General features: G+C 61.6%; 10 protein-coding genes and 1 pseudogene. 9 read left to right on the top strand and 2 right to left on the bottom strand.

Going from position 1 to position 13,480, the window contains the following annotated elements; genetic code table 11:
- Positions 1-252 precede the first annotated feature (252 nt).
- From C1933_RS19140 to C1933_RS19120, 6 genes and pseudogenes are all read left to right on the top strand, one after another.
- Entirely contained in the window at positions 253-4,929 is a 4,677-nt protein-coding gene (locus C1933_RS19140; RefSeq protein ID WP_199911391.1) for an RHS repeat-associated core domain-containing protein, read from the top strand.
- Positions 4,930-4,986: 57 nt separating this feature from the next.
- Complete coding sequence (locus C1933_RS20185; RefSeq protein ID WP_159094024.1) at positions 4,987-5,349, top strand: hypothetical protein; 363 nt, start codon at positions 4,987-4,989, stop codon at positions 5,347-5,349.
- A gap of 82 nt (positions 5,350-5,431) precedes the next feature.
- Positions 5,432-5,902, top strand: a pseudogene (locus C1933_RS19135) (RHS repeat-associated core domain-containing protein); the annotation flags it as partial.
- A 442-nt stretch (positions 5,903-6,344) separates the two neighbouring features.
- The gene (locus tag C1933_RS19130; RefSeq protein ID WP_108754530.1) at positions 6,345-6,737 is read left to right on the top strand and encodes an ankyrin repeat domain-containing protein; all 393 of its coding nucleotides are present in this window, start codon (positions 6,345-6,347) and stop codon (positions 6,735-6,737) included.
- A 602-nt stretch (positions 6,738-7,339) separates the two neighbouring features.
- On the top strand, positions 7,340-7,669 hold the full coding sequence (locus C1933_RS20180; RefSeq protein WP_159094023.1) for a hypothetical protein: 330 nt from the start codon (positions 7,340-7,342) through the stop codon (positions 7,667-7,669).
- A gap of 394 nt (positions 7,670-8,063) precedes the next feature.
- Complete coding sequence (locus C1933_RS19120) at positions 8,064-8,384, top strand: hypothetical protein (protein ID WP_108754529.1); 321 nt, start codon at positions 8,064-8,066, stop codon at positions 8,382-8,384.
- A 171-nt stretch (positions 8,385-8,555) separates the two neighbouring features.
- On the opposite strand, the gene C1933_RS19115 is transcribed toward C1933_RS19120, so the two are convergent.
- The gene (locus tag C1933_RS19115) at positions 8,556-9,059 is read right to left on the bottom strand and encodes a hypothetical protein (RefSeq protein WP_159094022.1); all 504 of its coding nucleotides are present in this window, start codon (positions 9,057-9,059) and stop codon (positions 8,556-8,558) included.
- A 27-nt stretch (positions 9,060-9,086) separates the two neighbouring features.
- A complete protein-coding gene (locus C1933_RS19110; protein ID WP_108754527.1) occupies positions 9,087-9,452 on the bottom strand; it encodes a hypothetical protein in 366 nt (121 codons plus the stop codon).
- Positions 9,453-10,714: 1,262 nt separating this feature from the next.
- Here C1933_RS19110 and C1933_RS19105 point away from each other — a divergent pair.
- The 3 genes from C1933_RS19105 to C1933_RS19095 all read left to right on the top strand — a co-directional run bounded on the left by C1933_RS19105 (position 10,715) and on the right by C1933_RS19095 (position 13,429).
- The gene (locus C1933_RS19105; RefSeq protein ID WP_108754526.1) at positions 10,715-11,074 is read left to right on the top strand and encodes a hypothetical protein; all 360 of its coding nucleotides are present in this window, start codon (positions 10,715-10,717) and stop codon (positions 11,072-11,074) included.
- 52 nt (positions 11,075-11,126) lie between these two features.
- A complete protein-coding gene (locus C1933_RS19100) occupies positions 11,127-11,477 on the top strand; it encodes a hypothetical protein (protein WP_108754525.1) in 351 nt (116 codons plus the stop codon).
- 155 nt (positions 11,478-11,632) lie between these two features.
- Positions 11,633-13,429, top strand: coding sequence for a DUF885 domain-containing protein (locus tag C1933_RS19095; protein ID WP_108754524.1), 1,797 nt, complete (start codon positions 11,633-11,635; stop codon positions 13,427-13,429).
- Positions 13,430-13,480: the final 51 nt, after the last annotated feature.

Here is a 13,480-nt window from a genome sequence, read left to right as displayed (position 1 = left end):
AGCGCGATAGGCCCGCAGGCTTCGCCTCTGGCCGGTGATCGGGTGGCTCGTGTCGTTTAGGAATAATCCGAAATTCGACCGACAGCACAGTTCATGCCTTGAACGTGCCGGTTATTTCGGAGATAACTTCGCCCATGCGGCCCAGCCGCGTTACCGGAACAGGGACGGTCCGACGTACAGCGCGCCATGGCGATGCTGGCGTGTGGGTGTTCCTCCTCCGGTGCGACCCCCGCCCAGGAGTGGAGAACAGGGATGTTCAAGCGAATCAAAGCCGAATGGCTGCTGGCACTGTCGTTGGCCCTTCCGGGTCTCGCCGTGGGTGCCAGCGCATACGCACAGGAAGTTGGCAAGGAATGGACGGCTTTCCCGTATCTGCCAGGCCAGAAATTTCCTTTTGAGCGCGCCGCGCGCCAATCCATCGAGGCGATATTCGCCGGCGACCAGGTGGATGTCCCCTTCCAGTGGTATGTGCACAGCCAAGCGGTCAGCCCTCGTGAGACAACCACCGACTATCGCTTTCAGCCCCTGGCGCTGATCAAGGCGGATTGGACCTACACGTACGCCTCGCAGCCCTACGCAAGCGAAGAGCTATTCATGCAGGCGATCCGCACGCAGAACGCGTCCGACCCGCAGTGCCCGGCCCTGCAGTTGGACCCCATCCAGTGGGTGGAAGGCTCTGACAAAGGACCCGATGGCAGCAGCCGACGCGATACGGCAACGCTGTCGGGAACACGCTACCTTGATTTCGGTGGGGGCTCGTGCCTGGGCGCCTTCGTGCGCGGTGTGCTGGAGCGCAAACGCCGCGTGGACTGCCCCAACAAGTCCAGCACCCAATGGAACGCGGCCAGCGGCATGTGCGAGATGCGCACTGCCGGCATGATGACCTACAAGGGCCCGCCGCAACCCAAGCAGTGTCCGATGCGCGGCAACCCCTGCAATCCCGCCACCGGTGACAAGAGCCAGCCAGAGCCTGACTTCGACCTGGGCTGGGTCAGTGTCCAGCGGCACTATCACTCCCTGACTAGCACTGCTGGCGAGTCGATGGGGATCGGCTGGACCCATTCCCACAACATACGCCTTGCCACCGGCAACGACCCTACCGTGTTCCCGCCGGCATTGTCGGTCGGCCTGATCGATCCTGATGGAAACCAGATCGCCTTTGTCAAAGTCGGCACCCAGTACGAGGCCAACGACGGCAGCGGCGACCGCGCGGTCCAGCAGACATCGGGATGGCAGGTGTCGCGTGCAACGGAGCGCCTGTACTTCAATAACGAAGGCCGCATGCAGCACCGCGACTTCGAAGACGGAACATGGCTGGCCTATGCCTACGACGCGCGCGGGCGCTTGCTGTCGGTCACCCATTCCAGCGGGCGCCAGTTGACGCTTCACTACGCAGTGCCGGGCAATGCGTTGCGGATCTCATCCATTTCATTGGCCGGGCAGGCGTTGGTTTCGTACGCTTATTCCAGCAGCGAGAATCTGCTCAGCGCCACGTACGCAGATGGAAGCGTGCGCAGCTACCACTATGAGGATGCGCGTTACCCGAATTACCTCACCGGTGTTACCGCCGAGGACAACCGCCGTTTCAGCTGGTTCGGGTATGACGACAAGGGGCGCGTGATCTACAGCCGTCACTCCCCTGGTCCAGGCACGGCGGGTGCAGGAATCGATGGGATTGACCTCGCGTACCTGCCGGCCGGTGACACCGTCGTGACCGACGCCTTGGGAAAGACGTCCACCTACCAACTGACCGCAGGTGGCCCAGGCACGCTCCCGCGCATGGTCACGGGTTCAACTGATGCCGCGGGTACCACCACAACTGTGCTGCTGCCCGAGAGTACGGATTTCCGCAGGCGTGTTGCATCCAGCACGGATCGACGCGGCACGGTAACCCAATATGCCTACGCCGAGGGGACCGACCCGCTGGCAGGCGCCGTGCGGGTCACGACTACGACGGAAGCTGCGGGAACCCCGCAGGAGCGGGTGAGTGAAACGCGCGTTGCGATAGACAGCAACCGGGTTGTCCTGCAGACCGTGGGTACGCAGGAAACCCGCATTGCCCGCAATGCACGCCTGCAGCCCACGGTCATCACCGTGCGTGATACGGCCACGGATGAGACCCGTGTCACCACACTGACCTACTGCGAGGCCGAAGGTCCTGACTGTGCCCAAGTGGGTGCCCTGCGGTCGACCGATGGCCCCCGTACTGACGTGAGCGATATTACGACCCGTGCGTGGTACACCGCGGACGATGCGGGCTGTGCAAGCGGTGGCACCTGCAGTTTCCGCAAGGGCGACCTGCGCAGCATCAGCAATGCGCTGGGCCACACCACGGAGACGCTTTCTTACGATACCTTCGGGCGCCCGTTGTCCGTGCGTGATGGCAATGGCGTGGTAACCGATTATGGCTACCACCCGCGCGGTTGGCCGACATCGATCACGGTGCGCGGCGCGACCACGGCTGACGACCGCTCTACCCAGATCAGCTACTGGCCCACTGGCCAGGTGCAACAGGTCACCGAGCCTGACGGCAGCAGCGTCACCTACGTGTACGACGCGGCCCAGCGCCTGACCGATATCGCAGACAGTGCCGGGAACACCATCCACTACACGCTGGACGATGCCGGCAACCGCCTCAACGAGGACACCGTTGATGCGGGTGGCACCCTGCGGCGCACACTGGCGCGGACCTACAACATCCTTGGCCAGTTGACCGCGCTGAAAGATGCGGGCAACCATGCCACCGGCTTCACTTACGACGCCAACGGCAACCCGCAGACGGTGACCGATGCGCTTCAGCGTGTGACCAGCCAGCAGCACGATCCGCTGAACCGTCTGGCCAAGACCCTGCAGGATGTGGGCGGCGTGGCGGCGGAGATCCGCAGCCAGTACAACGCGCTGGATCAGGTCACCCAGGTGACTGATCCCAAGGGGTTGCACACTACCTATGCCTACAATGGATTCGGCGACCTGACCGGCCAGGTCAGTCCCGACAGCGGCACCAGCAGCTTCACCGTGGATGCGGCGGGTAATCGCAAGACCCGCACCGATGCACGCGGTGTTACGGCCACCTACAGCTATGACGCGCTCAACCGCCTGATCGGTGTTGCGTACCCAGATCCGAATCTGGATATCGGCTACAGCTACGATGTGGCGCCGGCCGCCTGTGCCGCCGATGAGCGCTTCGCCAAGGGGCGCCTGGGCCAGGTACTGCATGCCGATGGCAGCACACAGTACTGCCACGACCGCTTCGGCCAGATCACCCGCAAGGTGCAGACGATCAACGGTGTGGCCAGCACCTTGCGCTATGCCTACAGCAAGGCGGGCCGCCTGACCGCGCTGACCTATCCCGATGGCAGTGTGGCTGACTATGTGCGCGATCCCCTGGGGCGCATCAGCCAGGTTGGCTTGACCCGCCCGGGGCAAGCGCGGCAGGTGGTGGTCGACAACGTGACCTACGCCGCCTTCGGCCCCGCGACGGGATGGAGCTATGGCAATGGGCGCCAACTGCAGCGTCCGCTGGATCTGGATTACCGCCCGCAGGCGGTACACGACCCGGCCGCCGGCGGCCTGTCGCTGAGCTACGGCTATGACCCGGTGGGCTCAATCACCGAATTGAAGAATGGTGCGGGCTCAACCGTGTTGGCCACGTATGCCTACGACACGCTGGGTCGCCTGACCCAGACCCAGGACGGTACGACGGGCACGCCGATTGAGACGTATGCGTACGATGCCACCGGCAACCGCACCGCATTGACCACCGCGGCCGGTGTGGCCGGCTACACCTATCCCGCCAGCAGCCATCGCTTGACCGCGGTGGACGGCGAAGCCCGCGGCCATGATGCGGCGGGCAATACCACCAGCATTGGCAGCAAGGCGTTCACCTACAACGACGCCAACCGCATGAATGCGGTGAAGCAGGGCAGCGCAGTGCTGGAAAGCTATGCCTACAACCATCGTGGTGAACGCGTGCTGCGCACCCCGACGGGCGGCACTGCGCAGATCACCTTGTACGACGAGGCAGGGCAATGGCTGGGCAACTACAGCGCCAGTGGTGAGGCGCAGCAGCAGGCCATCTGGCTGGACAATTACCCGGTCGCGCTGATCAATGTGCCCGCTGCGGGCGTGCCGGAGCTGGCCTACATCCAGCCCGATCACCTGGGTACCCCGCGCGTGGTGATCGACCCAGTGCGGGATGTGGCGATCTGGGAGTGGAGCAACAAGAGCGAAGTGTTTGGGAACCAGATCCCGAGTGCCGACCCGGACGGTGATGGTGTGGCGTTCGAACTGGCGCTGCGCTTCCCGGGCCAGCAGGCGACGGATGCGAGTGGGATGTTCTACAACTACCAGCGGGAGTATGACCCGGCGGTGGGGCGGTACTCGCAGAGTGACCCGATTGGTTTGGTGGGTGGAATAAGCACCTTCTCATACGCCCTGTCACGACCGATTAGCGATCTCGATACGCTAGGCCTCCAATCTGCAGCGGCCCGCCAAGCAGCAATACAGCGCGCTCATTCGACGGGTTTCCCATCCTCGAGTGGAGGCTACTACCACCCTGATCTTGGATACGTACCTACGGATCAAGGGCCGATGCTATACCCCAGTGACTTCATAGCGCCCGGGTACCTTGCGCTTGAGACGATGTTCCCCATCCTGCCCGCCTCAATCAACATTGTGACGAATCAGCGGCATGGGAGTAAAAAAGACGGTTCTCGAACAAAGCCGAGTGATTGTCCAAGTGGGACGCTACCCATCAGCGAGGCAAAGAAGCGATTCGGGCTGGATCACGAAACAGTTGAAGCCCTGAAGGACGGCGTGGGCGCTGATGCGCCTACCTGGACAGGCGTTGCTCCCAATGGCGATATATGGGTAGGTACACGGGATGGAAAGGGCAGGAAAGAGGGCAATATCAGCGACTATGAGTACTAGCGAAAAACTATGACTATTCAGCGCACAAATATATCTCTGCGGGTCTGGCATCCGTCCATGCCAGCGAGCAAGATTGCATTGGAACTTGGTTTGGTGCCGAGGTTCTCTTGGACTGCGGGGGATGTGCGCCCGCCGTCCTCGGACGGAGGCGTCTACGAAAAAACCTATGTTTCCATGCCTCTCGTACGTGGAGCTGATGTTGAGTTGGATGAGGAGTTACTAAGGTTGTGCAGTATTTTGAGTTGTAAGGCTTCATTTCTTTCCGAAATTGTTGAGGGTGGCGGAAAGGCGGAGTTCTATGTGAGTATCTTCATGTCGGAGGGGATGGGGAACTTTGAGCTTGATTATGAGGCTTTGAGGGAGATTATCGGTCTCAGGCTTGGTGTTTCGGTTGAAACATATTGCCCGGAAGCTGAGTGACGAGGCTGATCGCCTGGGTTATTGTGATTGACCTTAAGCTCAGCCCTGGGGCTTTGCGTTGGAACATCGAATAGTCTGCGTGCAAATCACCTTGTATGACGAGGCAGGGCAATGGCTGGGCAATTACAGCGCCAGTGGTGACGCGCAGCAGCAGGCCATCTGGCTGGACAATTACCCGGTCGCGCTGATCAATGTGCCCGCTGCGGGCGTGCCGGAGCTGGCCTACATCCAGCCCGATCACCTGGGTACCCCGCGCGTGGTGATCGACCCCGTGCGGGATGTGGCGATCTGGGAGTGGAGCAACAAGAGCGAAGTGTTCGGCAACCAGATCCCGAGTGCCGACCCGGACGGTGATGGTGTGGCGTTCGAACTGGCGCTGCGCTTCCCGGGCCAGCAGGCGACGGATGCGAGTGGGATGTTCTACAACTACCAGCGGGAGTATGACCCGGCGGTGGGGCGGTACTCGCAGAGTGACCCGATTGGGTTGGCGGGTGGGATATCGAGCTACTCCTACGTCAGCGGAGCACCCATTGGGTCGAGTGACCCTTCCGGGCTGCGGGAGCTTCAGCGAGTGCTTCAGAATCAAGGCGATGGCTATCCCGGGCAATCCGGTGATGGTATGGCAGGCCCGATTGGTGCTGCGGGTTTAACGTTCCAGTTCATGGATCCGGGCGCATGGTTGGACCCGACCAGCGGCAACGCGGCCACGCTTTCCGCGGTCATGAATGCAGCTTGGCTTACTGACGACGCGCGCAGAAGTGCTGAGTATAAAAAGTACAAAGAAATTCAGCAGAAGGGGTATCAACGGGACGACGATCCCTGTAAAAATTTGCGGAATAGAATCGAATTCCTCAAAGATGTTTCGTTGCGCCGACATGCCTGGGGCATGAAATGGATGGCGCCAAAGTGTCCCGGTGGAAGGCATCTTGCGCAAAATTTTCAGGATTGGGCTCGGCTCAAAATTCTTGAAGAGCAGTTCCGTAAGGAGTGTCCAAATGAATGCGAATGATGAAAAGCTCAAGGGGATTTTGGCCAAGTTTGCGGAAGAGTACACATTTGAAGGATACGATCTCGTCAGTCCAGAAACTCATGGTGTCTGCGATGACACCCCCCTTCACTCAGCGGCAGCTGGTAATGAAGTGGAACTTCTCAGGGATTTAATGCCCTACGTAACCAACATTGATGTCATTGGCGATATTGGCCTGACGCCATTGGCGGCTGCGGCCTTGCATGGAAATGTAGATGCAGTTGAGTATCTTCTTTCCTGTGGTGCCGACCCATTCATAAAATCCGAAGATGGACGCTCAGCCTTGGATTTCATGAGAGAGAATCCCGGGTTTGAGCGGCTTGTAGCGGTTGTCGAGGCTCGCGTGAGCCCCAGGCGCTGATTTCTTAGCGCCAGTTGATAATGGTCGAGAGCTTGCTTGTCTGCGCATGAGGATATGATGCGGAGGCTGGGTTCGATGCGTGGTCGCCGCGATCAATACCCATACGCATTATTCGAATACTTCGCGCCCGTTGCTGTCTCATCCCGAGGCAGGTCTTCTTGATCTGATTGAACTTCTTCTGGTTGCACTAATGAACTGGCGGTCGCGGAGGTGATTTGATGATGCTCCGAGCATTTGGAACTCTGGTGGGGATCGTTACGATCGCCTTTGGAGTGGCCGTAATTTCCGGGGCATTGATTGGGGCAGGGCCATGTAGAGTCAACTGTGATCTGTACATGTCGATCATCCGATTGGTTGGGCAGGCGCACTACAACAGATTGATTGGGGGGGGCTGTGGGTCATTGGCGGATCCATGCTTGTTGTTGCCTCGATGTTGATCGGAAGGAGGGAAAACCCGCTTCGTCGAGGAAATAAGGGGCGCGGTCCTGGTTGATTGCAGTTCACGGGAGCTGGTGTTGTCCGATGCGCATCAATCGGATGCATTGCCGATGTTGGGTCGGAGTCAACCTGTGCCATCAATATTCGATGAAGGTTTTCGGTAGATGATCGTTCCTGGAGAAGCCATGAACTTGGCTGTTTCCCGAAGAATGGACAAGGTTGATGGCACAGAAATCAAAGAGAAAAAATCCGGATTTACGAGTCGATGCCAGGGCGGACCTCGCACGCAAGAGGCGTGCTATTCGGGAGAAGTACTCAGCGAGCGTCGCATCGAGCAGGCGCCAAAAGATGGCTCAAATGCTGAAGGCCGTCTTTTACGTTCTGGGCGGGCCTCTGGTATGGATTCTGAAATCAGGAAGAAGCAGGTGATCCTAAAGAGGGGCGTCGCTTGTGATGGGGTGCCTAGGATTCCAATTGCGCGATCAACGAACTGAAGAAGTCGGAGGCTCAATTGTGTTGGCCACCTGTGCCTACGAAAGCTGGGCCGCCTGACCCAGACCGGGAGTGGTACGACGGACACGCCGATTGAGACGTATGCGTACGTTGCCATTGGCAACCGCACTGCATTGACCAGTGCGGCCGGTGTGGCCGATTGCACCTATCCCGCTAGCAGCCATCGCTTGACCGCGGTGGACGGCGAAGCACGTGGCCATCATGCAGCGAGCAGCCAATGGTCGACGATTCGGCCCTATTCAAGCGTCTTGGAGTACGGCGGGACGACTCTTAGGGCGTAAGGCTGCGGTAGCGGTTGTTTCGGAGAGGTTCTGGGATATCGGATCCATGGTCTATTGTGGCTGTCGCGCAGTCGGCGAATAGGGGCCTTAAGTGATGAGCGAACCGGAAGAGAGAGACGAACTATCTGCACCTGATTTCTATGCACAGTACTATCTAGACAGCGGGTTCGAGCAGGAGACCGTGATCGAGTTGCTCAGGCACGTTGCAGACGAGCTTCGACTCCCTGCAGGGAAACTTCGGTCAACAGATCGCTTCTCGAAGGAGCTATCGCCCGGACAACTGCATGCGTGGGACGCGGGGTACGGCGTATTGATTGTCGAAGTTCAGTCATTGGCAAGAAAGCGTGGCGTCGCGATCGATAAGAGGGTCGCCTCTCTGGATGATTACATCCGCATTATGGCTAGCATCTACTGACGAGCAGAGATGGCGATGCTCCGAGGGAATTGTTAGGCGGTCTGCTGGGCTATGAAAAGAAGGTCGCCATGCTGGGAGATAGGCCATGAAGGCGTTCCTATCTACGGTCATGGCCCTCTGGCGCGCCGCGGAGTCGAGCTTGTTCAACTGAACCCCGATACCTCATCACCACTACCGATCTCGCTCCACCAACGCCCACAACACCGAACGGACGGCCCGGTACCAGTCCATCAACCGGCCGCCAGATGGCAACGCACACCGCTCATCCTTCGGCACCGCAGGCCCAGCCCGCCACCACGGTCGGGCCCGCCCATCGGGAATGCTGACACCCTCAATCTGGTTGAACGCCATCAACTGTTGCAGATCCAGATACAGCGCCTCAGATTCCGGCGCACGCTGCAGGGCGTCCGCCGGCAGTCGAAGCACGACCGTCGCTTTTGTGCGCTCCACCCTCAGCACGGGAAAGCCCTTGCAGCGGACCTGGAAAGAGGGCGCAACGGCATCCGCCGGGTAGATCGTGAAGCCGGTTGCTCGGCGCGTGGAAACAAAGCCGTGCGCACTGCCATAGAGCTTCTCGAATTCCGCGAATCCTGTCTTCGGGTAGACCCACGTCTCTTCGGCTGCGCTTTGCGGCCATGGCAACAAGGCAATAGCGGCCAGCGCACCGATGACCATCAGGCCAGATGCCAGGAACGACCTCACTCACGCCCCCGCGCCGAGCGGCCGCACGCGTTCCTGGATGAAGACATTGAGTGCGAGGCAGGCCATTGCCAAGCCTTCCATCACGCGGTCGCCGACGTTCTGGTCAGGGTCTCCATTCTGGCGCGCGCGCTCGGCGGCCAGCAGCAGCTCCTGCACCACGCGCTGGCCAGCCAGGGCGCAATCGGCATCAGCCAAGGCAATCTGCCGACTGCGAAGTGGATGGCGTTCCGGCCAGGGCTGGCCGTCGGCGGCGGCGCCGGCGCCGATACTGCGCAGCAGGTGGGTGAGCGTGTTGGGGTCTGGCGCGGGATCGCCTGCCGGCGGTTCCTGGATGGAATGCGGGGCAGGGGAGTAGGGTGCGGTCATGGCGGGCTCCTTGCGTGCAGGCAGAAGCCGCCACCGATAAAGGTGGCGGACGATGCGTGGTTCGAAACCCCGTGTGTGGATATACGGGCAGGCGCTAGGCCTCCACGCACCGCCCGCCGTAGCCGGCAGACGGATTGCCAGCCGACACCACGCGATGGTGGTGCCGACTGGCAAGCGCAAACAACATCCACACAAACGGGGTTTCGAATCCCGGCCACCGATGCACGGTGGCATCGGAAGGAATACGCCCGGTCATACGCGATGCCAAGGCAGTAGGGCCGATGCCGTCACTGCATTCAACATTTTCAGAATCGTTGCAAATTTCTCCGTGTGGTCGAGGCCTTGGTATGCAAGGCTTTCACCGGTATCGGCAGCTCAGGCGCGTTTGCAATTGCAAAGGTGCCTGGGGCGCCAAGGGAAGGGCAGATGCGACATCCCGATGCCCCTCAGCAGACATCAGTGGCCCTGCATCGCGACCCTGATCTGTTCAAGCCGGAGGGAAGTGTGGCTGCGCGCGTGGCGCGACCAGTGCTTGGCATCGTCCAGGTTGCTATCGAACAAGCTGCGGCGCAGGGGAGTAGGGTGCGGTCATGGCGGGCTCCTTGCGTGAAGGCAGTAGCCGCCACCGATAAAGGTGGCGGACGATGCGTGGTTCGAAACCCGGTGTTCGCGAAACCGGCAGGCACAAGGCCTCCACGCACCGCCCGCCATAGCCGGCCGACGGATTGCCAGCCGACACCACGCGAAAGTGGTGCCGACTGGCAAGCGGAAACAGCATCCACACAAACGGGGTTTCGAATCTCGGTCGCCGATGCACGGTGGCATCGAGAGGAAAACGACCGGTCATGCGCGATGCCAAGGGAGTAGGGCCGACGTCGTCACTACATGCAACGTTCTCAGAATCGTTGTAAGTTTCGCCGTGTGCCAAGCGCCTTGGCATGCAAGGCGTTCACCGGTATCGGCAGCTCAGGCGCGTTGGCAATTGCAGCGGTGCCTGAGGCGCCAAGGGCAGCGCAGATGCGACATCTCGATGCCCCGCCAGTAGACGCTAGTGGCCCCTCATCGCGAGCTTGGTCCGATCAAGCCAGACGGCATTGTGGCTGCGCGCGTGGCGCGACCAATGCTTGGCATCGTCCCGGATGCTTGCGAACAAGCGGCGGCCCTGCCGTGCGTTGTTGCATGTGGCATTGCCGTATCAGCCCCATGCTAGGCTCGGCGAAGTGCCCGGCAGACGATGCCAATCGTGGAGAGGATCCACCCTGATGCGCCTGGTGACCTTCACCTGCCCACTCTGTGGCGCGCACCGGCAACGCTTCCCCATGCGTACGGCTTGGAAGAGTCGGGCGCAGGTCCCCTGCCGGGACTGTGGCATCGTTGTGTGCTCGAACCCTCCACGGGGCACGCACCTGCTGTACCTGCTGTACGCCGAGGTCATCACCCTGCTGGCGTCATTGGCGCTGGTCGTGGCGTATGTCCTCAACGCATGGGCATGGCTGGGCGCAATCTGGCTGGTGGCAATGGTGCTGTGTTGGTTTCCCGGAGCGATCAGGCACGCACGAAGCCCGATCGTCCGTGCCGTGCGGGATCCCAACTACAGCTACGCGCGCAGGCCGAACGCGTGAGTGGCCCGCACACTGCCATGTATCCGGGATCTTCATGAGACGCAGACTTTTCATGATGTTTGGTACAGCGTCAACCCTGGCGGCCTGCAACGGTGGTGATCGACTGGGCGAGCTGCAGACCAAGCCCATTTCCGCACTCATGAGCAGGGCTTACTACGGGGGAATGTGCGAGGGCTCGGCCACCGCCGACGAGCAGATCGCAGATATTCGCGTCATGAAAATCCATACCAGTGCCGGTGATTGCCGGGTGCTCTATCTGGATGGCGTGGACCGGGCCGGCGAGCTTCTGATCTACGCCGAAAAGCCTGGTGACCGTGTGGCGTGCGACGGGTTGCTTCAACGGTTGAAGGAAAGGAATGCCAGCGCGGCCGTCATTGCCAAGGCCGCCGAGCGCTGCAGCTGATCGATAGCCCTTGCCTTGGTAGAGGCCAGCCTTGGTTGGCCCCTTGGAGCCGCCCACCAAGGTGAGCGTCTACCAGAGCGGGCCGTGACCTCCAGCCGATTGTCGCCATCGCCCCAACCGCGTAAGTTGCGGGCAACCCTTTGCTGGAGTGTCCCATGAAGCCCATCGCGTTGGCCGTTGCCCTGGCCCTGAGTGCCGCCCCGTTGCTGTCCGCACCGTCGGCCCTGGCCGCACCCGCCGCCAAGGCGGCAACCCCGGCCAGCCCGGCCTGGGTGGCGCGCAGCAACGCGCTGGCGCAGATCCTGCTGGACGCGCAGGGCCCGTTCCAGCCCGAGGAAACCGGCTTCTTCGGCGTGCCCGGCTATGACGACAAAGTGGCCGACCTGGGCCCGGACAACGGCCAGCGCTACCGCGCCGCCATGGCCAAGGCCCGCGACGAACTGAAGGCCAAGCTGGCCAGCGAAAAGGACCCCAACGTCCGCCAGGACCTGGAGATCATGATCGCCGCGGCCAACCAGAACATCGAAGGCAGCGAACTGAACGACAAGTACCTGCTGCCCTGGCGCGATGCGCCGCAGACGGTGTTCAGTGGCCTGAACCTGCTGCTGTCCGACCAGGTGCCGGCCGAGCGCCGCGGCAAGGCGCTGGATCGCCTGAAGGCCTATGCCGGCCTGCAGCCGGGCAGCACCGCCTTCACCACCCTGGCCCGCCAGCGCTACGAAGAGCGGCTGAAGGACAGCAGCCTGCTGCAGCCAACCACGATTGAAGTGCAGCAGTCGCTGGACAACGTGCAGACCTACATCACCGGCATCGAGTCGCTGCTGAAGAAGTACCAGATTGCCGGTGCCGATGAAGCCATGCAGGCGCTGGCCGGGCAGATGAAGGACTACGCCGAATGGACCCGCAAGGAAGTGCTGCCCAAGGCCCGCACCGACGCGCGCCTGCCGGCGCCGCTGTATGCCTACCAGCTCAAGCAGGTGGGCATTGATATCGACCCGAAGCTGCTGATGCAGCGCGCCCAGTTGGAATTCATGGAAACCCGCTCGGCGATGCAGCAGCTCGCGCCGCTGGTGGCCAAGGAAAAGGGCCTGAAGGTGGCCGACCCGAGCGACCCGGTGGCGGTCATCCGCGCACTGAAGGCCAACAAGATTGCCAATGACCAGTTGGAAGGCCACTACCGCAAGGTGATCGACGCCATCGATCCGCTCATCCGCGAGCACGCCATTGTCGATGTGCCCAAGCGCGCCATGCAGATGCGACTGGGCTCGGCGGCGGAAAGCGCGGCCAGCCCGGCCCCGCACTTCCTGCCGGCGCCGCTGGTGAACAACACCGGGCAGCAGGGCACCTTCGTGCTGCCGCTGGGCAACCCGGCCGCGGGTGAAGGCGCGCAGTACGATGATTTCAACTTCGGCTCGGCCGCATGGACCCTGAGCGCGCATGAAGGCCGCCCCGGCCACGAGCTGCAGTTCACCGCCATGGTCGAGCGCGGTGTGTCGCTGGCACGCACCATGTTCGCGTTCAATTCGGTGAACGTGGAAGGCTGGGCGCTGTACGCCGAGGCCGAGATGGTGCCGTACGAGCCGCTGGACGGGCAGATGATCGCCCTGCAGTTCCGCCTGCTGCGCGCGGCGCGCGCGATGCTCGACCCGATGCTCAACCTGGGCCTGACCGACCGTGCCACCGGCGAGCGCGTACTGATCGATCAGGTGGGTCTGTCCAAGGCCATGGCCACGCAGGAGCTGGACCGTTACATGGTGCGCATGCCCGGCCAGGCCGGCAGCTACTTCTACGGTTACACCCGCATCCTGGAACTGCGCATGCAGACCGAACTGGCGCTGGGCGCGAAGTTTGACCGCCTGGCGTTCAACAACTTCCTGCTCGACCAGGGCCTGCTGCCGCCGGACCAGCTGGCCGAAGCCGTGCAGCAGCAGTTCGTGCCGAAGTACCGGTAACGCCAGACCCGGGGTCGGATCCCTTTCCGCAGGAAAGGGCTCTGACCCCAG

The sequence above is a fragment of the Stenotrophomonas sp. ZAC14D2_NAIMI4_6 genome (genome assembly GCF_003086875.1).
Classification (GTDB): Bacteria; Pseudomonadota; Gammaproteobacteria; order Xanthomonadales; family Xanthomonadaceae; genus Stenotrophomonas.
This window is presented reverse-complemented; position numbering and strand designations above follow the sequence as displayed.